The sequence below is a fragment of the Streptomyces nojiriensis genome (assembly GCF_017639205.1).
Classification (GTDB): Bacteria; Actinomycetota; Actinomycetes; order Streptomycetales; family Streptomycetaceae; genus Streptomyces; species Streptomyces nojiriensis.
On sequence record NZ_CP071139.1, the window covers coordinates 6,016,790 to 6,038,438 of the forward strand.

The 21,649-nt window shown below is 73.6% G+C and carries 22 protein-coding genes; 15 read left to right on the forward strand and 7 right to left on the reverse strand.

The features are described from left to right. Positions 1-51: 51 nt before the first annotated feature. On the forward strand, positions 52-702 hold the full coding sequence (locus JYK04_RS28195) for a TetR/AcrR family transcriptional regulator (protein ID WP_189748460.1): 651 nt from the start codon (positions 52-54) through the stop codon (positions 700-702). Between the two features lie 195 nt (positions 703-897). On the opposite strand, the gene JYK04_RS28200 is transcribed toward JYK04_RS28195, so the two are convergent. Continuing rightward, the gene (locus tag JYK04_RS28200; protein WP_189748766.1) at positions 898-1,851 is read right to left on the reverse strand and encodes an IS481 family transposase; all 954 of its coding nucleotides are present in this window, start codon (positions 1,849-1,851) and stop codon (positions 898-900) included. 137 nt (positions 1,852-1,988) lie between these two features. Then, positions 1,989-2,558, reverse strand: a complete 570-nt coding sequence (locus JYK04_RS28205; protein ID WP_189743213.1) for a hypothetical protein — start codon at positions 2,556-2,558, stop codon at positions 1,989-1,991. 54 nt (positions 2,559-2,612) lie between these two features. On the opposite strand from JYK04_RS28205, the gene JYK04_RS28210 reads away from it, so the two are divergent. The 5 genes from JYK04_RS28210 (at position 2,613) to JYK04_RS28230 (ending at position 8,897) form a co-directional block, all read left to right on the forward strand. Continuing rightward, positions 2,613-3,989 (forward strand): glycosyltransferase family 39 protein, encoded by a 1,377-nt coding sequence (locus JYK04_RS28210; protein WP_229876359.1) that lies wholly within the window; start codon positions 2,613-2,615, stop codon positions 3,987-3,989. Between the two features lie 72 nt (positions 3,990-4,061). Continuing rightward, the gene (locus JYK04_RS28215; protein WP_189743209.1) at positions 4,062-4,961 is read left to right on the forward strand and encodes a sulfurtransferase; all 900 of its coding nucleotides are present in this window, start codon (positions 4,062-4,064) and stop codon (positions 4,959-4,961) included. A 111-nt stretch (positions 4,962-5,072) separates the two neighbouring features. Continuing rightward, positions 5,073-5,840: a DUF4097 family beta strand repeat-containing protein gene (locus tag JYK04_RS28220; RefSeq protein WP_189743207.1), complete on the forward strand. Its 768-nt coding sequence runs from the start codon at positions 5,073-5,075 to the stop codon at positions 5,838-5,840. Positions 5,841-5,934: 94 nt separating this feature from the next. Beyond that, positions 5,935-8,340: an endopeptidase La gene (gene lon, locus JYK04_RS28225; protein WP_189743205.1), complete on the forward strand. Its 2,406-nt coding sequence runs from the start codon at positions 5,935-5,937 to the stop codon at positions 8,338-8,340. Positions 8,341-8,456: 116 nt separating this feature from the next. Continuing rightward, positions 8,457-8,897 (forward strand): MarR family winged helix-turn-helix transcriptional regulator, encoded by a 441-nt coding sequence (locus tag JYK04_RS28230; protein WP_033218751.1) that lies wholly within the window; start codon positions 8,457-8,459, stop codon positions 8,895-8,897. Positions 8,898-9,007: 110 nt separating this feature from the next. Here JYK04_RS28230 and JYK04_RS28235 read toward each other — a convergent pair whose 3' ends face one another. Beyond that, positions 9,008-9,784 carry a protein phosphatase 2C domain-containing protein gene (locus JYK04_RS28235; protein ID WP_189743203.1) on the reverse strand — a complete coding sequence of 259 codons (777 nt, stop codon included), beginning with the start codon at positions 9,782-9,784 and terminating at the stop codon, positions 9,008-9,010. 397 nt (positions 9,785-10,181) lie between these two features. On the opposite strand from JYK04_RS28235, the gene JYK04_RS28240 reads away from it, so the two are divergent. Genes JYK04_RS28240 through JYK04_RS28260 form a run of 5 tightly spaced genes read left to right on the forward strand, consistent with a single transcriptional unit; the run spans position 10,182 to position 15,996 of the window. After that, positions 10,182-13,184: a sensor histidine kinase gene (locus JYK04_RS28240; protein WP_189743201.1), complete on the forward strand. Its 3,003-nt coding sequence runs from the start codon at positions 10,182-10,184 to the stop codon at positions 13,182-13,184. Further along, positions 13,181-13,666, forward strand: a complete 486-nt coding sequence (locus JYK04_RS28245; protein ID WP_189743199.1) for a roadblock/LC7 domain-containing protein — start codon at positions 13,181-13,183, stop codon at positions 13,664-13,666. Before JYK04_RS28240 ends, JYK04_RS28245 begins: the two co-directional genes overlap by 4 nt. Further along, a complete protein-coding gene (locus JYK04_RS28250; RefSeq protein ID WP_189743197.1) occupies positions 13,663-14,052 on the forward strand; it encodes a DUF742 domain-containing protein in 390 nt (129 codons plus the stop codon). Before JYK04_RS28245 ends, JYK04_RS28250 begins: the two co-directional genes overlap by 4 nt. Continuing rightward, positions 14,033-14,665 carry a GTP-binding protein gene (locus JYK04_RS28255; RefSeq protein ID WP_189743195.1) on the forward strand — a complete coding sequence of 211 codons (633 nt, stop codon included), beginning with the start codon at positions 14,033-14,035 and terminating at the stop codon, positions 14,663-14,665. The genes JYK04_RS28250 and JYK04_RS28255 overlap by 20 nt, the downstream gene beginning before the upstream one ends. Positions 14,666-14,691: 26 nt before the next feature. Next, the gene (locus JYK04_RS28260; RefSeq protein ID WP_189743193.1) at positions 14,692-15,996 is read left to right on the forward strand and encodes a styrene monooxygenase/indole monooxygenase family protein; all 1,305 of its coding nucleotides are present in this window, start codon (positions 14,692-14,694) and stop codon (positions 15,994-15,996) included. On the opposite strand, the gene JYK04_RS28265 is transcribed toward JYK04_RS28260, so the two are convergent. Then, positions 15,903-17,117 (reverse strand): C40 family peptidase, encoded by a 1,215-nt coding sequence (locus JYK04_RS28265; protein WP_373297479.1) that lies wholly within the window; start codon positions 17,115-17,117, stop codon positions 15,903-15,905. The two genes, JYK04_RS28260 and JYK04_RS28265, sit on opposite strands and share 94 nt — an antisense overlap. 678 nt (positions 17,118-17,795) lie before the next feature. Between JYK04_RS28265 and JYK04_RS28270 the strand changes: the two genes are divergently transcribed. The 4 genes from JYK04_RS28270 (at position 17,796) to JYK04_RS28285 (ending at position 19,654) form a co-directional block, all read left to right on the forward strand. Next, entirely contained in the window at positions 17,796-18,149 is a 354-nt protein-coding gene (locus JYK04_RS28270) for a DUF1330 domain-containing protein (protein WP_189743191.1), read from the forward strand. Positions 18,150-18,250: 101 nt separating this feature from the next. Then, positions 18,251-18,700 carry a DUF3995 domain-containing protein gene (locus JYK04_RS28275; RefSeq protein ID WP_189743189.1) on the forward strand — a complete coding sequence of 150 codons (450 nt, stop codon included), beginning with the start codon at positions 18,251-18,253 and terminating at the stop codon, positions 18,698-18,700. Beyond that, positions 18,693-19,205: an RNA polymerase sigma factor gene (locus JYK04_RS28280; RefSeq protein WP_189743187.1), complete on the forward strand. Its 513-nt coding sequence runs from the start codon at positions 18,693-18,695 to the stop codon at positions 19,203-19,205. Before JYK04_RS28275 ends, JYK04_RS28280 begins: the two co-directional genes overlap by 8 nt. Further along, a complete protein-coding gene (locus tag JYK04_RS28285) occupies positions 19,202-19,654 on the forward strand; it encodes a hypothetical protein (RefSeq protein ID WP_189743185.1) in 453 nt (150 codons plus the stop codon). Before JYK04_RS28280 ends, JYK04_RS28285 begins: the two co-directional genes overlap by 4 nt. 106 nt (positions 19,655-19,760) lie before the next feature. Here JYK04_RS28285 and JYK04_RS28290 read toward each other — a convergent pair whose 3' ends face one another. The 3 genes from JYK04_RS28290 to JYK04_RS28300 all read right to left on the reverse strand — a co-directional run bounded on the left by JYK04_RS28290 (position 19,761) and on the right by JYK04_RS28300 (position 21,636). After that, positions 19,761-20,753: an alpha/beta hydrolase gene (locus JYK04_RS28290; RefSeq protein WP_189743184.1), complete on the reverse strand. Its 993-nt coding sequence runs from the start codon at positions 20,751-20,753 to the stop codon at positions 19,761-19,763. Positions 20,754-20,836: 83 nt separating this feature from the next. Further along, positions 20,837-21,229 (reverse strand): SHOCT domain-containing protein, encoded by a 393-nt coding sequence (locus tag JYK04_RS28295; RefSeq protein ID WP_189743183.1) that lies wholly within the window; start codon positions 21,227-21,229, stop codon positions 20,837-20,839. Beyond that, the gene (locus tag JYK04_RS28300; protein ID WP_189743182.1) at positions 21,229-21,636 is read right to left on the reverse strand and encodes a DUF6325 family protein; all 408 of its coding nucleotides are present in this window, start codon (positions 21,634-21,636) and stop codon (positions 21,229-21,231) included. The genes JYK04_RS28295 and JYK04_RS28300 overlap by 1 nt, the downstream gene beginning before the upstream one ends. Between the last annotated feature and the right edge of the window lie 13 nt (positions 21,637-21,649).

Here is a 21,649-nt window from a genome sequence, read left to right on the forward strand (position 1 = left end):
CGGGTCACACGCCCCGGGCGGCCGGAAAGGGCTGCGGCTTAGGGTGTCCGCATGGCACAGGACACGGGGCGGACGGCCTCGAAGACCTCGAAGGGCTCGGCCCGGGGGACCTACGCGGTGGGCGACGCCCGGCGGCAGAAGATCCTCGACACGGCCGTCGAGCACTTCGCGCAGTGGGGCTTCAACGCGTCCTCGCTGGCCCGCATCGCCGCCGACTGCGGCATCACCCAGGGCGGACTGCTGCACCACTTCCGCGGCAAGGAGGACCTGCTGCTCTCGGTCCTCGCCCAGAGCGAGCGGCACGACGTGGACCGCCTGTTCAGCGAGCCCGCCGAGTCGGTCGCCGCCCACTTCGCCACCGTCGTGGGGCTCGCCGCAGACAACGAGCGGCGGCCCGGCATCGTCCGGATGTTCAACACCCTGGTCGGCGAGTCCGGCAACCCGGAGCACCCGGCACACGCGTACTTCACCCAGCGCTACGCCCGGGTGCTCGGCTACACCGTCGACCTGCTGGAGGCGGGCGTCGCCCGCGGCGAACTGCGCCCGGACACCGACTGCGAGGCCGTCGGCCGGGAGATCCTCGCCGTCATGGACGGCCTGCAGATCCAGTGGGTGCTGGCCCCCGGAAGCGTGGACATGCCGGCCCGGCTGCGCGGATTCCTGGACCGGCTGCTGCGGGAGATCGCGGCCACGCCGGCCTAGGCCGTCTCTTTCGGATCTTGTCGGCCGAGCCCGCGGCGTCCGGTGCCATGGGGCCTCCCCAGGCCCGCCAGGGCCGAGGGGAAGCATGGCAAGGCGGAGGAGCGCACCGTGTACTGGACGTACTCGGGCGCCCCGACAACGCGGCCGGGTGCGGTGCCGGGCGTCGCGGGCCCGGCAAGATCCGGAAGAGACGGCCTAGGTGTGTTGTTCGGACAGGTTGGTGCCGCGGCTGGCGGGTGTTTGGCCTGCGATGCCGGTGTGGGGTCGGTGGTAGTTGTACCAGTGCAGCCAGTCGGTAAACGCTTCCATGCGCTCGTGGTCTGAGGTGTAGGGCTGCCGGTAGGCCCATTCGTCGAGCAGGGTGCGGTGGAAGCGTTCGACCTTGCCGTTGGTCTGTGGACGCCAGGGCCGAGTCCGCCTGGGGCTGATCCCCAGGTCACGACAAGTATCGCGCCAGGTGTTCTTGCTGTAGGCCCAGGCGTTGTCGGTCAGGACCCGCTCGACGGTGATGCCCAGGGAGGCGAACCAGGCGGTCGCCCGCTGCAGGAACGCGGCGCAGGTGGGGGCGGTCTCGTCGGGCAGGTCTTCTGTGTAGGCGAGGCGGGTGTGGTCGTCGAGCGCGGTGTGTAGGTAGGCCCAGCCGGTACCGGTCTTGTTGCGGCGTCCTTCGGCTCTGCCGAGGGTCTTGTGGCCGCCGCCGTCGGGGATCCGGCCGAGTTTCTTGACGTCGATGTGGACGAGTTCGCCGGGGCGGGCGCGTTCGTAGCGGCGGATGGGTTCGCCGGTGGCCCGGTCGAGTGCGGCCAGTGGTGGCTGGCCGTGACGGATCAGGATGCGGTGGGCGGTCGAGGGTGTGATGCCGCAGCGCGCGGCGAGCCGTAGCGGCCCGATCCGGTGTTCACGCCGCAGACGCAGTACCTGGTCTTCCACCTCGGCCGGTGTTCGGCGCGGCTGGTGGTGCGGTCGGCTGGAGCGGTCACTCATTCCGGCGATGCCCAGCTGCCGGTAGCGGGTGGCCCAGCGGGCGGCGGTGGTGTGGCTGACCTGGAAACGTTCCGCTGCCCGCCGCAGCGGCCAGCCGTCGTCCACGACACAGCGGGCCAGGCGCAGTCGCCCGGTCTCGGTCAGCGGGGCGTTACGGTGGGGCACGAGGGCCTCCTCGGATCGGTGCAGATGTCGCAATCCACACCGAACCCGGAGGCCCTCACCCATTTCAAGTACCCAGCACGCGTGTCACCAACGTCCCGGGACAACACACCTAGGCCGAAAGAGACGGCCCGGACGGCCTAGCCGCCGGTGAACGGGGGCAGCGCGTCCAGCACCTTCGTCAGGGCCTCCGGCAGGGACCCCTGGTCGCCGGCCACCTCGTGGCCGTCGTGCACGAAGACGTAGGAGAACCCGTCGTAGATCGTGGGACCGCCGGTCGCGACCCGGGGCAGCCGGGCGAAATCGGCCTCCCGCAAGGCGGTGCTCAGGCGGGCGAGCTCCGCCCCGGACAGCTTGCCCGTGCCCGTCGGCTTCGCCTCGGCGTCCAGCCGGGTGAAGGAGCCGTCGCCTTTGACGACGAGGGTGTGGGTCCGCCCGGCGAAGCCGCCGGTCCGGGTGACCCGGACCAGGGTCTCGCCGGGGGCGGGGACCTGACCGGCCGTGGGGCTCGCGGTCGGGCCGGCCGTCGCGTCCGTGCTCGGGCCCGTACTCGCGCCCGTGCTCGGGTCCGCGGACGCGCTCGCGCTCGTGCCCGGCTCCGTGGAGGGCTTCGGGGCCGGGTCGTCGCCGCCCCCGGGCCCCGAGGGCCCGCAGCCCGCCAGGACCACCGTGCTCAGCACCGCCACCGCAACCGCTCGTAACGTGCGCACACCCACCTCCGCCGGGACTCGTGCCCAACCCCGAGTATGGAGTCCGCACACCCGTTGCGACACCCGTCCCGACCGCACGCGGAGGCCGACATCAGCCGGATCGCCCCCTGGCGCCTGCTCCCGCCGCTGCTGGCCGTGCTCCTCGGCCTGTGGGACCTGGAGCGGGGCGGCAGCATGTGGCGCGACGAGTCCGTCACCTGGCAGGTGGCCCACCGGCCGCTCGGCGGGATCGTGGAGCTGCTGGGCCGGGTCGACGCCGTGCACGGCCTGCACTACGTGCTCATGCACGGGGTGTTCCAGGTGTGGGAGGGCGGCCTGTGGGCGCTGCGGCTGCCCTCCGTGGCCGCCACCGCCCTCGCGGCCGCCGGGGTGGCCGCCGTCGCCCACCGGCTCGCGGGGGAGCGGGCCGCGCTGCTCGCGGGCTGTGCGTACGCCGTACTGCCCCCCGTACAGATGTACGCCCAGGAGGGGCGCTCGTACGCCCTGGTCGCGGCCGCCGTGGTGTGGGCGACGTACCTGATGCTGCGCGAGCGGTGGCCGGCCTACACGGTGGTGCTGCTGATCGGCTGCTGGCTGCACGAGTTCGCCGCGCTCGCCCTGCTCGCCCACGCCTTCACCGCGTGGCGTTCGCGCGGCTGGCGCCGGAGTGCCGCCGTCCTGGTGGTCCTGCTGCTGCCGCTGGCCGTGGTGAGCGCCCGGCAGGCCGAGCAGCAGCTCGGCTGGCTCGGGCGGCCGAGCTGGCAGGACTGGGTGGCGTACGGGGTGGTGGGCACAGCGTCCCTGCTCCTCGCGCGGGGCGCTCCGCCCGACCTCGTACGGGTGGCGCTCCCGCTCGTCCTGCTGCCGCCCGGGGTGCTGATGGTGATCTCACTGTTCAACCCCTGGTACGTCGACCGGTACGTGATCTACGCGCTGGCCGGGCTCGCCCTGCTGGCGGGGGTCCGGCTCGCGCAGGCCCGCGGGTGGTGGCCGTGGCTGCTGGCGGGCGCGCTCCTGGTGCCCTTCGGCATCTGGTCGGTGTGGCTGCGTACCCCGGAGAGCCGCAAGGACGACGTGCTCGCGGTGGCCGCAGCGGTCCGGGAGCGGGCCCGGCCGGGAGACGCGGTGCTGTTCACGCCCTCGCGCAGGCGCGAGTGGCTGCTGTCATCGCCCGGGCTGTACGCGGAACTTCGCGACGTGGCCCTGGACCGCACCCCGGCGGCCTCGCACAGCCTCCAGGGCACCGAGCTGCCCCCGGACCGGATCCGGTCGGCCCTGCTGGCCTCGCCCCGGGTGATCGTGCTGCTGGACCCGGCCGGTCAGCCGCTGGACGCGTACCCGCGGGAGGCGGTCAAGCGGGAGGAGCTGGCCGCCCACTTCGACCTGTGCTCGATGACCGGGGTGCGCGGCGCCCGGGTGGCGGTCTACGCCCGGCCGGGCGGCTGCGGCTGACCCCGGGCGGGGAGCCGGTGCGGGCCGCGTCGCAGGATGGGGCGACACGTGTCGTACAGCCGGAGGTGCCGCATGACCCAGCCCCAGGACGCCGCGTCCCAAGCACGGCCCGAAGCGCGGCCCGGGCCCCTTCCCGGACCGCTCGTCGGGGTGGACTGGCTCGCCCGGCGGCTGGGTGCCCCCGGCCTGGTCCTCTTCGACGCCTCCGTCGGCGCCCACCGCGCCGCGGCCCGGCGGATTCCGGGCGCCCGCCCCTTCGACCTCGACGGCCCCCTGTCCGACCACTCCGCGCCCGCCCCGCACACCATGCCCGGGGCCCCGGAGTTCACCGAGGCGATGCGCGCCCTCGGCGTAGAGGACACGGACACCGTCGTCGTCTACGACGGCGCCGGCGTCTACTCCAGCGCCCGCGCCTGGTGGATGCTGCGCGCCATGGGCTTCGACCGGGCCGCCGTCCTCGACGGGGGACTGCCCGCCTGGACCGCAGCCGGCCTGCCGGTCTCGGACACCGGCCCGTCGTACGAGGGGCCGCGCGGCTCCTTCACCGCCCGGCCCCGGGCGGGGCTGCTGGTCGACGGCGCCACCGTCGCGAGGGCCCTGGCCGACCCGGCCGCGGCCGTCCTCGACGCCCGCACGCGGGAACGCTTCGCCGGTACCGCCCCCGAACCCCGCCCGGGCCTGCGCGGCGGCCACATGCCCGGCGCGGTCAACCTGCCGTTCGCCGAACTCCAGGACCCGAGCGGCCTGATGCGGCCGGCCGGGGAACTGCGCGCGGCCTTCCGGGCGCTGACGGGGGATCGGGAACGGCTCTACCTCAGCTGCGGATCCGGGGTGACCGCCTGCGTACTGGCCCTCGGCGCCGACCTCGCCGGGTACGAGGAGATCGCGGTGTACGACGGCTCCTGGAGCGAGTGGGGCATGCCCGGCACGCCCGCCAGGCCCTCGGAGTTCCCCGTGACCACCGGCCCGTGACCACCGGCCCGTGACGGCCGGGGGGACGGGGCACGACGGGGGTTAGCCCCACCCCGGGTTCGGGTACGAGCCCCATCGGCCCGGGGCGCGCTCCCGAACCAGAATCGGGCCATGACCTCTCACGCCACCTCCACCCGCACGGCCCGCACCGCGATCGCCGCCCTCGGCGCCGGCCTCCTCCTGGCCGGCTGCTCCTTTTCGGGCGGCGCCTTCGCGGACGGTGCCTACAAGACGGCGGCCGCCGATGCCGCGGTCACCGAGGCGGTCGGGGCGGTGAAGGTGACGGGGGCCCGGTCCGGCTCGATCGCCGTCACCCCCGGGACCGGTCCCGGAGTCACGGTCCACCGCACCGTCCACTACCGCGGGGACACCGTCCCGGCGACCGGCCAGAAGGTCACCGGGGGCGTACTGACCTTCAGCGACAGCTGCTCCGGCAACTGCTACATCGACTACCGGCTGGAGGTTCCGGCCGCGGCCACGGTCGAGCTGGAGAGCTCCAGCGGCGCCATCACGGTGACGGGGGTGGCGGGGGCCGAGGTGGAGGCCGACTCCGGGACGGTCACGGCCGACCGGATCGGCGGCCCGCTGAAGGTCCGCACCTCCTCGGGCGAGATCACCGCCACCGGCCTGTCCGGCCCGAGCGCCGACATCCGCTCGTCCTCGGGCGACGCCCGCCTGGACTTCGCGAAGGCCCCGGCATCGGTGCTCGCCGAGACCAGCTCGGGCGACGTCGCCCTGAAGGTCCCGCAGGCCCCGTACCGCATCAAGGTCTCCACCGACTCCGGCGCCCGCGACGTCACCCTTCCCGACGAGGCCTCCGCGCCCTCCCGCGTCTCGGTGCAGACCACTTCGGGCAACATCCGCGTCTCCGCGGTCTGACGCGTTCGCCCCGGGCGAACGGGCCTTGGGGAACAACAGGAGGCGCACATGCATTGAGTCGGCAGAGCTCAACTTCACTGCCGGAGGGAAGATCATGGCTTCGACGTCCGTCACACTCACCCTGCCCGTGCTGCCGCTCGACGACGAGGTCGTGCTGCCCGGAATGGTCGTACCGCTGGACCTGTCCGACGCCGAGGTACGCGCCGCCGTGGAGGCGGCACAGGCCGCCGCAGGGAAGAGCGGCAGCGGCAAGCCCCGGGTCCTGCTCGTGCCGCGCATCGACGGGACGTACGCCGGGACCGGTGTGCTCGGCACCGTCGAACAGGTCGGCCGGCTCTCCGGCGGGGACCCCGGCGCGCTCATCCGCGGCCTCGGCCGCGTCCGCATCGGCGCCGGGACCACCGGCCCCGGAGCCGCGCTCTGGGTCGAGGGCGAGACCGTCGACGAGACGGTGCCCGATCCGCTGCCCGGGGCGGTCACCGAGCTCGTCAAGGAGTACAAGGCACTCGCCACCAGCTGGCTCAAGAAGCGCGGCGCCTGGCAGGTCGTGGACCGGGTCCAGCAGATCGAAGGCGTCTCCGCGCTCGCGGACAACTCGGGGTACTCGCCCTTCCTGACGGTCGAGCAGAAGGTCGAACTGCTGGAGACCGCCGACCCGGTCGCCCGCCTCAGGCTCGCCGTCAAGGCGCTCAGCGACCACCTCGCCGAGCAGGACGTGGCCGAGTCCATCGCCAAGGACGTCCAGGACGGCGTCGACAAGCAGCAGCGCGAGTTCCTGCTCCGCCGGCAGCTGGAAGCCGTACGCAAGGAACTGCGCGAGCTGAACGGCGAGAAGGACGGCGAGGAGTCCGACGACTACCGCGCCCGCGTCGAGGCCGCCGACCTCCCCGAGAAGGTGCGGGAGGCCGCGCTCAAGGAGGTCGAGAAGCTGGAGCGGGCCAGCGACCAGAGCCCGGAGGGATCCTGGATCCGCACCTGGCTCGACACCGTGCTGGAACTGCCCTGGAACGAGCGCACCGAGGACGAGTACGACATCCGGGGGGCCAGGGCCGTGCTCGACGCCGAGCACGCGGGCCTCGGCGACGTGAAGGACCGCATCACCGAATACCTGGCCGTCCGCAAGCGGCGCGGCGAGCGCGGCATGGGCGTCATCGGAGGCCGCCGCGGCGGCGCCGTCCTCGCCCTCGTCGGGCCGCCCGGCGTCGGCAAGACCTCGCTGGGCGAGTCCGTGGCCCACGCCATGGGCCGCAAGTTCGTCCGCGTCGCCCTCGGCGGCGTCCGCGACGAGGCAGAGATCCGCGGCCACCGCCGGACCTACGTCGGCGCCCTGCCCGGCCGGATCGTCCGGGCGATCAAGGAAGCCGGGTCGATGAACCCGGTGGTCCTCCTCGACGAGATCGACAAGGTGGGCTCCGACTTCCGCGGCGACCCGGCGGCCGCCCTGCTGGAGGTCCTCGACCCGGCGCAGAACCACACCTTCCGCGACCACTACCTGGAGGTGGAACTGGACCTCAGCGATGTCGTCTTCCTGGCCACCGCCAACGTCCTGGAGGCCATCCCCGAGGCCCTGGCCGACCGGATGGAGCTCGTCCGGCTCGACGGGTACACCGAGGACGAGAAGGTCGTCATCGCCCGCGACCACCTGCTGCCGCGCCAGCTGGAGCGTGCCGGACTCGGCCCCGACGAGGTGGTCCTGGGGGAGGACGCCCTGCGCAGGCTGGCCGGGGAGTACACCCGCGAGGCGGGCGTACGCACCCTGGAGCGGTCCCTCGCCCGGCTGCTGCGCAAGGTCGCCTCGCAGCACGAACTGGGCGAGCGCGAGCTGCCCCTGAGCATCGGCGCCGACGACCTGCGGGCCCTGATCGGACGCCCGCACCACGTACCGGAGTCCGCCCAGGACCCGGCCGAGCGGCGCACCGCCGTCCCCGGCGTGGCCACCGGCCTCGCGGTGACCGGCGCGGGCGGCGACGTGCTGTTCGTGGAGGCCTCGCTGGCCGACCCGGAGACGGGCGCGGCCGGCCTGACCCTCACCGGCCAGCTCGGCGACGTCATGAAGGAGTCGGCGCAGATCGCCCTCAGCTTCCTGCGCTCCCACGGCGCGGAACTGGAGCTCCCGGTCGCCGATCTGAAGGACCGGGGCGTGCACATCCACTTCCCGGCGGGCGCCGTGCCCAAGGACGGTCCGAGCGCGGGCATCACCATGACCACCGCGCTCGCCTCGCTGCTCTCCGGACGGCAGGTGCGCACGGACGTGGCCATGACCGGTGAGGTCTCGCTGACCGGGCGGGTCCTGCCCATCGGCGGGGTGAAGCAGAAGCTGCTCGCCGCGCACCGGGCCGGACTGACCACCGTCATCATCCCGAAGCGCAACGAGGCCGACCTGGACGACGTCCCGGCCGAGGTGCTGGAGAAGCTGGAGGTGCACCCGGTGACGGATGTGCGCCAGGTCCTGGAGCTCGCCCTGGCCCGGGCGGAAGCCGCGGTCGTCGCGGCGGCCTGACGCGTGCACACGGCCCGGTGTCCCGCTCCGGCGGGGTACCGGGCCGTCGGCACACCCGCTGCGAAATACTGGCCCCGCATCCACGTGGGTGCCACACATCATCGAAGGAGCGGGACGTGCACGGGAGCGAAGACCAGGAGTTCCTTGCCCTGGAGCGGGAGCTGTCCGTCTTCCTCCGGCGGGCCCGCGCCTCCTCGGGCGAGATGGCCCGCGAGCTCCACCCCGAGCTGGAGCCGGCCGCGTACGGGCTCCTCGTACGCCTGGAGGCGGCCGGCCGGCAGCGGGCCACCGAGCTCGCCGCCTACTTCGGGGTCGGCAAGGCCACCATGAGCCGGCAGCTGCGGGCCCTGGAGGTGCTCGGCCTGGTGGCCCGCGAGCCGGACCCCGCCGACGGCCGGGCCTCCCTGGTCGGCCTCACGGAGGAGGGCCGGGAGCGGTTCCTCCGGGTCCGCGGAGCGCGCCGCGAGCAGTACATGCGCAAGCTCGCCGACTGGGACCGCGGCGAAGTGGCGGAACTGGCCCGGCTGCTGAACCAGTTGAACGCGGGCGGGGAGTAGGGCACCGCAGGACCCCGGAGCCGGGACCGCCCGGAGTCCGGATCCCCGGACCGCCCGGAGCCGGGACCGCCCGGAGTCCGGATCCCCGGACCGCCCGGAGCCGGGACCGCTCAGAGCTCCGCGTAGACCGCCGACGCGTCGTCGTGCCGCTTGGACCGGGCCGCCGCCGGGCGGGCCGCGTCGGACTCGATGGCACGCACCCGGCCGATCAGCCCCTGCGCACCCTCCTTCCGCAGCACCGCCAGGCAGTCGGCCCAGTCGCCCTGCCCGAAGGTGTCGGTCCACCGGCTCGCCCCGTCCGTGAGCGCGGCCACCGCCCGTACCCGCCCGCGCGGGGTACGCCCCGTCACCGCCCGGGCCGCCACCGCCGGATCCGCGGCCGCCGTGAAGAAGCCGCCCTCCGCGTTGCGCAGGGCGTCGGTCGCGGCCACCGAGCGCAGCACCTCCGGCGGCATCCGGTCCAGCCGGTCGTCGAGCACGGCCGTCACCTCGCCGCCGGGCGCCTGCAGGAGCAGTACGGAGTCCGAGAGGACGAGGTGTTCCACGTACTCCGCGTCCCAGCGCACCACGACGACCGTCGCCTGCGGGGTGCGTACGTGAGAAAGGTCACAGGTGTCCCGGTGGGCTTCGGCCGTGGCGCGGACGGACTCGGCCAGAACCTGATCGAGCGGCATGTCCCGCCGCGATCCGGACAGTTCGGTCAATCGGCCGCCGAGGCGGGCGGCGAACCAGGGCACTCCGTGCACGCATCCGTCGTCGCCGCGGGGCGGGGTGACCCCGTCCAGAACCACCAGGACGCCGCCGCCCGAAGCGGGGATCGCGGCCGACACCCAGTCCTCATTGGGGCGTTCCTGGTGGCCGGGGGCCGAGGCGAGGTCGATGCGCATGGCCGCATTCTGCCGCGCGCGGCGCGGTGGGCGGGGGAAGGTCCGTACCAAATCGGGTGCGCGCGGGCCGCCCCGCGCACCCGCCGCCCGGGGCGGGCCGCGAGGGTCGGGGCGCCGGGGCGGTCGTGTGGGCGGGCATCCTGCCAAAGCCCGTATCGATCTTTCAACCACCTGTCCAGGGAGACGCTCCGGCACGGGGTGCCCGAGTTGGTCGGCAACTCATCCTTGATGTTCACTCGTTCGGGTGGCCGGTTGGGTGATGTGCGGCTCTCTCCCCAGCACGCTGCAAAGGTCTGAGGCGGTACGAGGGGGCAGGGGGCGTTTACTTGTTGACCGGCCGTTACCTCGGCCACACGAGTAGACGAGCAAGAGCACACGTACAGGATTGCGAGCACCGGTGCAGAAGAAGCGGTCTCGGAAGAACGGCACCGCCGCCGACGGCCCGGCCCCCGCAGGACGCCGCGTCCGCGTGCGCCGCAGGCTGGTCGTCGGCGTAGCCGTCGCCGGCCTCACAGTCCTCGCGGCAGGCGCGCCCGCCGTCGTCTCCGCGTCGAGGGAACTGAACGACTCCCAGCACCTGGTCACCCTCGCGGAACGGACCCGGCAGACCCTCACCCTCACGCACCTCCTCGGTGACGAGCGTGACGCGGTCGTCGAGTACGCCGCCAAGGGCCGGCCCGGCACGGCCAAGGGACCCGTCCAGGAGCGCATCGCCGGGACCGACCGGCAGCTCGCCGAGGTCCAGGCCGAGGCCGACGAGGCGACCGCCCAGGCCCTCGCCCGCGTACGGACCGTCCGCACCGAGGCCGTCGACGGCAAGGGCAGCGCCCTCGCCGTCCACCAGGCCTACGCCGGGGTCATCGCGGAACTCCTCGCCCCCGGCGACCGGCTCGCCGTGCTGACCCCGCCGCGCGCCGAGGCCGCCCTCACCACCACCCGCCCGCTGGCCCCGCTGGGCCAGGCCGTGGAACAGGCCTCGGCCACCCGCGGACTGCTGCTCGCCGCGCTGGCCGTCCCCCGCGGCGACCAGCCCCCCAACTCGGCCGTCGTCGACGAACTCACCGCCGCCGCCCAGCGGGCGCGCGTACGGGAACAGGCCGCCCTCGACGACTTCGCGCGGGCCGCGCGGCCCGACGTACGCCAGACCCTGGCCGCCACCGTCACCGGCCCCGAGGTCAAGACGGCCGACGACTTCCTCAAGCGGCTCACCGACCGGCCCACCCTGACGCCCGCCGACCGAAAGACCGACGGGGCCGCCGTCGGCACCGCGCTGACCGCCCGCATCGACCGCATGCGCACCGTCGAGGCCACCCTCGCGAGCGAACGGGCCACCGCCCTGGCCACGCTGCGCGACGACGACGTGACCCGGCTCGAAATCGTGATCGCGCTGCTGGGCCTGCTGTTCCTGTTCGCCGTCGGCGTCTCGACCGCCGTGGCGCGGTCGCTGACCCGGCCGCTGTCGGTCCTGCGCCGCGGCGCGGAGCGGCTGGCCACGCCCGAGGGCTCGGTGGAACCGGTGCGGTTCACGGGCCGCAACGACGAGTTCGCCGAGGTCGTGCGCCACCTGAACGCGGTGCGCGACCAGACCGTCTCCCTGCACACCCGGATCGCCGGGCTCGACGCCGACCGGCGCCGGATCATCGGCCGCAGCGAGGCGCTGGCCGCCGGCCGGGAAGTGCTGGAGGAGGAACTGACGAAGCTGCGGGCGGGGCTGGAGGAGCACCGGCGCATCATGTCGACGACCTCCGTCTCGCTGTCGCTGCGGACCCTGGGCCTGGTGGAGCGCCAGCTCGCGGTCATCGAGGAGCTGGAGTCCAAGGAACAGGACCCGGACCGCCTGGCGACCCTCTTCAAGCTGGACCACCTGGCGACCGTGATGCGCCGCCACAACGAGAACCTGCTGGTCCTCGCCGGGCAGGAACACGGACACGGGCAGGGCCTGCCGGTGCCGCTGGTCGACGTGATGCGGGCCGCCGTCAGCGAGATCGAGCGCTACGAGCGCGTCGACATCGCCGCGCTGCCCTCGTACACGCAGGTCGCGGGGCACGCCGCCGACGACATCTCGCACGTACTGGCCGAGCTGCTGGAGAACGCGACCACGTTCTCCCCGCCGGAAGTCAAGGTGAAGGTGTCCGGCTGGCTGCAGGGCTCCGGCGACGTGGTGCTGTCCGTCGTGGACGAGGGCATCGGCGTCACCGAGGACCGCCTGGAAGCGCTGAACGCCCGGCTGGCCACGCCCGAGGCCTACGACGAAGAACCCGAGGCGGAACACGGCCTCGGCCTGGGCCTGTACGTGGCCGGACGGCTCGCGGCCCGGCACGGGGTCACCGCCGAGCTGCGCACCCCGCGGCACGGCGGGACCGAGGCCCTGGTGGTCGTTCCGGCGGCGCTGCTGCCCAACACCCCGGCGGTCTCACCGGTGCACACCCTGGCCATGCCGGGCGCGCCCGCGCTGCGGCTGCCGGGAGTGATAGCGGAGGCGAACGAGAACACGCTGCCGCCGCGGCGGCGCGGGGCGCATGCCGCTCCCGACGCGGCCGCGGACGCAGGCGTGGACGCGGATGCAGGCGTGGACGCGGATGCCGCCACGGAAGCGGCTGCGGAAGCCGAGGCCGAGGCGCAGACCGAAGCCGTGGCTGCTGCTGCCGAGGTCCTCGCCGAGGAGCCGGTCGTCCCGGTCGCCGCCGAGCCGGAACCGGCCCCCGAGCCCGCCGTCGCGGCGGTCCCGATCACCCTGGCCGAGGCGCTCGCCGGCCCCGCCGTCGTCGCCGGGACGGAGCCGGCCGCCGACGCGCCGGCCGAGGCCGAACCGGTCCCCGCCGACCAGGTGTTCGTGGCCGAGGCTCCGGCAGGGGACGGGCCCACCCCCGAGGAACAGCTGCTCGCCCGGGTCGTCCCCGACGCGGAGCAGCCCGTCTCCGGCGCGGTGGACCCCGCCGAGGAGATCCCGGCCGCGGCGCACACCGCCGCGCCCGTGGCCGACGTACCGGAAACCGAGCCGGAGCCGGAGCCGCACACCCACGCCCCGGCCGAGGGCAACTGGCTCCCCCGCCAGGGCAGCCACCCGGCCGACCAGGCCGAGGGCGAAGCCGACGTCACGGACAAGGGCCTGCCCAAGCGGACCCCGCGCACCGTCCCCGCCAAGCGCACGGCCCGGGCCGACGGACCGGCCCAGCCGCCACGCCGGGTCGACGCCGAGGAGTTGCGGCGCCGCCTCGGAGGCTTCTACCAGGGAGCCCAGGACGGACGGCGCGTCGTCGCCGCCGAACTGGCCCAGGACCAGGGGCCCGACCACGCCCCTGACCGGACGCTCGACCAGCCCCTCGACCAGGGGCCGGCGCAGCGGCAGGGCCAGAGCAAGACCGACCGGGGGGACACCGCACAGGAGGCACGCACATGACCGCGCCCAGTACGTACGGACTGAGCACCCAGGCCCGCAACCTGCAGTGGCTGCTGACCGACCTGGTCGAGGAGGTGCCCGGCGTCAACTCCGTCGCCGTCGTCTCGTCGGACGGGCTGCTGCTCCTGTCCTCCGACCCGGGAGCGGGCGCGGCCGAACCGGCCGACCGGCCCAAGCCCAGGGGCCCGCGCGGCGCGTCCGCCGACCTCGCCACCATCGTCTCCGGCCTCGGCAGCCTCACCACCGGCGCCGCCGCCCTCATGGAGACCGGCTCGGTCAAGCAGACCATGGTGGCGATGGAGCACGGCTCCGTCTTCGTCATGGCCATCAGCGACGGCTCCCTGCTGGGCGTGCACGCCACCCCCGACTGCGACATGAGCGTCGTCGCCTACCACATGGCCCTGTTCGTCGGCCGCGCCGGCCACGTCCTGACCCCCGAAGTCCGCAGTGAGCTGCGCCAGTCGATGGAGAACACCCCGTGAGGAGTACGGCCTCCGACCGGCTGCCGATACGCGGCGCCGACCGCCGCCCCGCCCGCGTCCGCCCGTACTCCCTCACGGGCGGCCGCACCCGCTTCACGCAGGTCCTGCACGTCGAGACGTTCGTCGCCACCCTGGACACGAAGGTCTCCGAACCGCAGAAGCCCGACCGCATGCCCGAGATGCCCGCCATCGTCGAGGTCTGCCGCCGCATGCGGACGATCGCCGAGATAGCCGCGCTCCTGAAGCTCCCGCTCGGCGTGGTGCGGGTCCTCGTCAGCGACCTCGCCGACCAGGGACGGATCCGCGTCTACGGAACGGGCCACGGCAGCGGCCGGCCCGACCGCGCGCTGCTGGAAAGGGTGCTCAGTGGTCTTCGCCGTCTCTGACAATCCGGTGTCCCTGCCGCAGTCGGACGACGAGCCGGCCCAGCCCTGGCAGTACGACCGCTCCCGTGCACCCGTCGCCGTCAAGGTGCTGGTCGCGGGCGGTTTCGGCGTCGGCAAGACCACCTTCGTCTCCTCCGTCTCCGAGATCACCCCGCTGCGTACCGAGGCGGTGATGACCCAGGCGAGCGCCCCGACCGACGACCTGTCCGGCACCCCCGACAAGAACACCACCACCGTCGCCATGGACTTCGGCCGCGTCACGCTCGACGACGACCTCGTCCTCTACGTGTACGGGACCCCCGGCCAGGAGCGGTTCTGGTTCATGTGGGACGACCTGGTGCGCGGCGCCATCGGCGGTCTCGTCCTCGCCGACACCCGCCGCCTGCGCGACTGCTTCCCGGCCCTCGACTACTTCGAGACCTGCGGGCTCCCGTACGCCGTCGCCGTCAACCACTTCGACGGCTCGCAGTCGTACGAGCCCGACGACGTGCGCGAGGCGCTCAGCGTCCCGCCCCACGTACCCGTCGTGATCATGGACGCCCGGCGCCGCGACACGGTGGTCGAATCACTGCTCGCCCTGGTGGGCCACGCCCTCGACACCACCCCCGAATAGAGCACCCCGAACAGAGAGCGTGAGAGATGCGCAGGATACTTGTCGTGGGAGCCGGCCAGTCCGGTCTCCAGCTCGCCCTCGGACTCCAGTCGAAGGGGTACGAGGTCACCCTCATGTCCAACCGGACGGCGGACGAGATCCGCACCGGGCGGGTGATGTCCACGCAGTGCATGTTCGACACGGCCCTGCAGCACGAGCGCGATCTCCAGATCAACTTCTGGGAGCAGCAGGCCCCGAAGATCGAGGGCCTCGGCGTCTCCGTCGCCACCCCCGACGCCGGCCGCGCCATCGACTGGCTCGGCAGGCTCAAGGGGTACGCCCAGTCCGTCGACCAGCGCGTGAAGATGGCCGGTTGGCTCGACACCTTCGTCCAGCGGGGCGGGCAGCTCGTCATCCACGGCGCCTCGGTCGCCGACCTCGACTTCTTCTCCCGTACGTACGACCTGGTGCTGGTCGCCGCCGGCAAGGGCGAGCTCGTCTCGATGTTCGGGCGGGACGCGGCGCGTTCCCCGTACGACGCCCCGCAGCGCGCGCTCGCCGTCGCCTACGTGCACGGCCTGGGCCCGCGCCCGGAGCACCCGGAGACGGAAGCGGTCCGCTGCAACCTGGTCCCGGGCGTCGGCGAGCTGTTCGTCATGCCCACCCTGACCACCTCGGGCCGGGCGGACATCCTGTTCTGGGAGGGCCTCCCGGGCGGTCCGCTGGACGTCTTCAACGGCGTCAAGGACCCGGCCGAGCACCTGGCGCTCACGCTGGAGCTGATGGAGAAGTTCGTGCCGTGGGAGTACTCCCGGGCGACGAAGGTGGAGCTGACGGACGCGGGCGCCACGCTCGCCGGGCGCTACGCGCCGGTCGTCCGCAACCCGATCGGACGCCTCCCCGGCGGCGGCCTGGTGCTGGGCGTCGCGGACGTGGTCGTCGCGAACGACCCGATCACCGGGCAGGGCTCGAACTCCGCCGCGAAGTGCGCCGCCTCGTACCTGTCGTCGATCCTGATGCACGGGGACAAGCCGTTCGACGAGGCCTGGATGAAGGCCACCTTCGACAAGTACTGGTTCACCACGGGCAAGCCGGTGACCCAGTGGACGAACGCGATGCTGGGCGTCCCGCCGGAGCACGTACTGAACCTGATCGGCGCGGCCGGGCAGCTGCAGCCGGTGGCGAATCGATTCGCCAACGGCTTCGACAACCCGGCCGACTTCGACTCGTACTTCTACGACCCCGAGGACACCGCCGACTACCTGGCGGAGGTCGCTTCGGCGTCGGCGTCGGCGTCGGCAGCCGGGGCGTCCGCGGCCGCCGGGGCCGCCGGGGCCTCCTCCGCGGAGTAGCCGGCATCGTCCTCCACCCCGCCCGCCGCCGCCTCGGGCAGCGCGGGCGGGGTGAACTCCGCGAGCGGGGCACCGTCCGGGTCCGGCCGGACCGCCCCCAGCAGCGGGTTCGCGGCGATCGGCGAGACCTTGACCCGCGCCCCCGGCCGCGGCGCCTGGATCACCTTGCCGTCGCCGACGTACAGGCCCACGTGGGTGGCCTTGGGGAAGTAGACCACCAGGTCCCCGGGGCGCAGCCGGTCCAGCGGCACCTTCGGCAGCTGGGCCCACTGCTCCTGACTCGTCCGCGGGATGACGCGCCCGGCGTGCGCCCAGGCCTGAGAGGTAAGCCCGGAGCAGTCGAATGACCCCGGCCCCTCGGCGCCCCAGACGTACGGCTTGCCGATCTGGGCCGCCGCGTACGTGAGGGCGGCGCCACCGGCCGCCGTGGGGGTGCCCGTACGGGTGGGCAGGCGGCCCGAACCGACCAGGTCCCGCTGCGCGGCGGCGGTGTTCTCGGCCTCCTTTGCGCCGAGCCGGGTGAGCTGATCCGGGGTCAGGCCGGCGAGCAGCCGCTCGACCTCCTTGAGCTGCGCGGCGACCTCGTCCTTGTGGAGCTTCTGCTGCGCGGCCAGGGCCTGCCGGGTGTCCAGGGCCTCGCGGGCCCGGACGGCGAGCGCGTCGGCCTTCTTCTCGCCCCGGGCGAGCCGGGCCAGTACGCCCGCCCGCCGGGCACCCTCGCGGGCGGCGAGCCGACGCTGGTCGAGGGCGGCCTGCGGGTTCCCGGCGAGCAGCATCCGCGCGTACGGGGACAGCCCCAGGCCGCCCTGGTACTGCTCCCGGGCGATCCGCCCGGCGAGGGCCCGCTCGGAGTCGAGCGCGGTACGGGCCTTGCCGAGTTCGGCGGCGCGCAGCCGCTCCTCGGCCTGGCCGGCCCGGAGGGCCACGTCGGTGGCGTTGTAGGCCTCGGCGGCCTCCTCCGCCTTCTGGTACAGGCCCTGCAGGCGGGTGAGCAGCACCCCGACGGACTCCCCCTCGGGAAGCCCGGGCTCGGCCCCGGCCCCGGGGACCGGCCCGGCGACGACGAGCACTGCGGCGATGCAGACGGCGCGAAGCGGCCGATATGTCAGCCGATATGACATGTGATCACCTCCGAGGCGGCCGATGCTGCCACGCCCGGTATGACAAATCCTCCAGCGGAGTCGGCCGGTCGCCGGACCTCACCCGGTTGGGGGCCTCGGGGGCGGGAGACGCTCTGGCGGAATCAGGGAGGCGTATGGGGGTTTCCCGTCAGTCCCATCGTCCCTCCGGTTCGGGCCGGTCCCTCAAGGGCGCTCCTACGTCGCGTCACTGCGTGATGGCCTTCGGCCACCCTTGACCGACCGACCCGCCCCGGACATACGAAGACCGCCGGGAAACTCCCAAAGGAACGGGCCGGGGGATGCCTTCAGGCGCGGGGCGGCCAGAGATGCGCGAGGAGGTCCCGGCCGGCACGACCGAGAGGCGGGGCCCATCACAGACCAGGGCCCGCGTCGGGGAGCGCGCCCGATCGCTACGCGCTTCTCATCTCTCGGCGTCCGACGGCCATCCGGGGCTGAGCGCTCGCTGTTTCGTCGTGGAGCCGGGTCAGCGCGAGCATCACCCCATAGCCACGTGCCCAGACTGGGGCTGACCTGCATCCACGACGAAATGGGCGCTGTCTCATGCTTCTTGGCCCAGGTCACCCGTCTGCTCAATTACCTGCGGGGTAATCGCACTGCCCAAGGGCTCTCGGCTACCTTCCCGGTCATCACTCACCCAAGGAACGAAGGAGCCCCGTGGTGCCTGCTTACGGCTTCGCTCATCTCCGCAGCCGCCGGAATCACTCCGACGTCATCGAGTACCTGGAGAGGATCCAGGCGACCCTCGACCCCTTCGCCGGCCGCTTCGTCATTCACGGCCCGCCGGCGGAAGTCGTAGAGGGCAGTTGGCCCGGCAGCATGGTGCTGATCGAGTTCCCCGGTCTGACCGAAGCCCGTGCCTGGTACGGCTCTCCCGCCTACCGGAGCATCCTGCACCTGCGCACCGACCACATCGAAGGCGACCTGCTGCTGATCGAAGGTGTCGGGCCGACCTACCACCCGGCCGAACGGGCCCGCAAGCTGCAAGAAGAAGCCGGCCGAGCCGGCCGGTAGACCGGTTGGGCACGGAAGAATTCACGTACTCCGAGGGAACGTTTCGCGGGGACGGCTCCTCATCAGGGCGACGGAATCCTCTCGCCGACGTAGGAGAACCCATGCCGTACCGGCCCGCCGCCCCGGCCCCGACCCGCGCTGCCGCGCTCGTCGCCTCGGTGCTCACCGCGGACGCAGTGCTCCACCTGTACTGGACGACGGGAGCCACATGGCCCGCGGCCGACGAAAAGAGCCTGTCCCACGCAGTTCTCGGGACGGACGTGCCGTTCACACCACCGGTCCTGCTTCCCCTTGTCGCCCTGCTCCTCACCGCCGCCGCCTTCGTCCTCGCCCGCTCGCGCCGGCCCCGCCCGCTGATACTCCGCGTCGGTACCCTGGCCGTGGCCGCGGGCCTCTCGCTGCGCGCTTCGGCGGGCATCTACTGGCTGTTCGCCAAGGAGACCGGCACCGCCTTCTACTGGCTCAACCTCATCCTCTACACCCCACTGTGCGCCGCCCTGGCCGTCGCCGCCCTGCGCGTGGCGAGGTGGAAGGAAACGGCCCGTGCCTGACGAACGACCACAGGACCGGACGGTCCGGCTCGTGCGAGCCGCCCAGCGTGGCGACACCCTCGCCATGGCCGAACTCCTGGACGTCCTCGCCCCGTACGTGAGCCGCGTCTGCGCGCCCATAGCCCTGGGCCAGGGCCCGGACGCTGCGCAGGAGGCCCTGGTGGCGGTCTTCAAGTCGCTGCGCACGCTGAAGGAGCCGGCCGCACTGCACGGCTGGGTCCGTGCCATCGCGGTACGGGAGGCGATCCGCATCGCGCACCGCGCCGCCCGCACCGTACCGGCCGATCTCAGCGCGCTCCCCGACCGAGGCGACCCGCAACTCTCCGCCGACATCAAGGACGTACTGGGCCGGCTCTCCCCCGAGCACCGCGCGGTACTGATGCTGCGCGACATCGAAGGCCTGGACGAGCGCACCGCCGCTGACCTGCTCGGCGTGCGACCGGGCACCCTCAAGTCGCGGCTGCACCGCGCCCGCAACACCTTCAGGAAGGCGTGGACGTCATGAACGAGCCCTGGCCCGTCACGGACCTCGACCCCGTACGCCGTCTGCACGCCTTGGCCGGAGGCGTTCGCGGCGCCTACGTGACCGAGGCGTACGTCGACGCCCCCTTCGAACGGGTCTGGTCCCTGCTGGGCGACCTGGAAGGCGCCTTCGGGCAGGTCGTGCCCGACATGGAGCGGCTGCGCGTCGTGCGCCGACAAGGCAGGCACGTGGAGGCGCTGGTGCGCAGCAGGTACGGAATGCGGGCGCGACTGCGCGGGGTGCAGCAGCCCGGCTGGTGCTGGTTGCAGAGCCGATTCCTCCTGCTCGGCGTGGCGGCGGCGCCGGAAGGCCCGGGAACCCGGGTGGCGTTCACCGGGGGAGTGCGCCTGCCGGCCCACGCCGCTCTGATCCCCCTGGGCGTGCGCCGTGAGGGCGGCCGCAGCGTTCAGCGCCTGACGGCCTTGCTGTGACCCCCCGCCCCGGGGCGCGCGTCCATGGTGTGCTCCTCGGTGGTCGTCGTTGGCTACACCCCTGAGACGAGGTGGCCCGACCCCCTGTGACACGGGTGCGCGTGACCTAAGTCTCCACGTTCGCGGGCTGCGCGAGGACGCGCCGGAGCCAGCGGGTGCGGGCGTTGCGCGCGTCCTGGCTGAGGGCCGCCTCGGGGGCGAGGCTGTCGAAGCCGTGGAAGGCGCCGGGCCATACGTGCAGTTCGGCCTGGCCGCCGGCGCGCCAGATCGCGTCCGCGTACGCGACGTCCTCGTCCCGGAAGGTCTCGGCCGACCCGACGTCGATGTAGGCCGGGGGGAGCCCCGACAGGTCCGTGGCGCGGGCGGGAGCGGCGTACGGCGGGAGGTCCGCCGCGCCGAACCGGTCGCCCAGGAGCGCCTGCCACGCGGTGGTGTTGGAGGTGCGGTCCCAGATGTCGACGCCGGCCATCTGGTGGCTGGAGAAGGTGGTGTTGCGGTCGTCGAGCATCGGGCACAGGAGCAGCTGGCCGATCGGCGTGGGGCCGCCCCGGTCGCGGGTGAGCAGGGCGAGCGCGGCGGCGAGGCCGCCGCCCGCGCTCTTGCCGCCGATGACGATGCGCTCGGCGTCGATGCCGAGGCCGGCCGCGTGCTCGGCCGCCCAGGCGAGGCCGGCGTAGCAGTCCTCCAGCGGTTCCGGGTACTGCGCCCGGGGCGCGAGGCCGTATTCGACGGAGATGACGGCCAGGCCGAGGGGGGATGCCCATTCGCGCAGCAGCTGCGGGAGTACGGACGGGGCGTTGCCCATGACCATTCCGCCGCCGTGCATGTAGTACAGCAGGGGGAGCGGGCCCGTGGCTTCGGCGGGCCGGGCGCTCAGGAGCGTGACGTCCCGTCCCGGTACGCGCAGCTCCGCCACCTCGAAGCGTCCGTCGGCCCGGAGTTCCCCGACCGTCGGCCGGGGCCGGGTCGCGAGGTCCCGTTCCTGCTGGGCCGCGAGGTTCTCCGGTGTGAGGGGGTCGCGCACCGCGTCCCCCCAAGCCGCCAGTACGAGGCCCAGTTCGGGGTCGAAAGGGGGTGTGTCCCCCTGTGCGAGGTCCATGCGGGGCAGTCAACCACAGCCGGATGTGCGTTCGATCCGAAGTGTGTGCGGGGGGTTCCGTCCGGCGCCGAGCAGCCGCTCCCTCAGCCGCGCAGCAGGCGGGCCTTGGCCGTCGTGAACTCCTGGGGGGTCAGCAGGCCCTCGCGGGCCAGGCCGGCCAGCTGGGTGAGCTCCGCCACCAGGCCGGCCGAGGGGGCCGGCGCGGCCGCGGCGGCCCGGTCCGGCGGGGTCACCGCCCCAGGCTCCGCCTCCGCCTCCGGTTCGGCCGGCTGCGGGAATTCCTGCGGTGGTCCGGGTGGTGGTTCTGCCGGGCCCGTCGGGCCCGCCAGGCCCGCTGCGGTCGGCCCCGGGGCCCCCACCGAGCCCGCCGTCGGCTCCGCCGCCCCCGACGCCCGAGCCAGCAGGCCCCGCAGCAGCGGGTGCCCCGGCGGGCGGTTCGCCGCGCGGACCGTTACTCCCATCGGGCGGATGAACATCAGGCCACCCCCGCCCGTGGGTCCGCCGGTACCCGGTCCGGCGGGATGCGGACCGAGCCGACGATCCGGCCGCCCGCGGCCCGTACGGCGATCGCCGCGTCCTCGGCCCACAGGTGTTCGACGACGAGCAGCAGTGCGCAGCTTCCGCGTTCCAGCAGCCCCGCCGCCTCCTGGATGTCCTCCGGCCCGATCAGCCGCGCCACGTCCCGGCCCGTCAGCAGGCCGTTCAGTTCCACGAACTCGTCGAACTCGGCCGCCAGCACTTCCCCCGACGCCGTCCTCGTCGCCACGATCCCGTCGATCAGCCGGACCACCCCGGTCTTGCGCAGTCCCATCACGGCCTCGACCGCCGGGGCCCGCAGCTGTTCCTCCGGAAAGGCGAGGACGATGAATTCCACAGGTCCCATGCGCCTCGGCTCC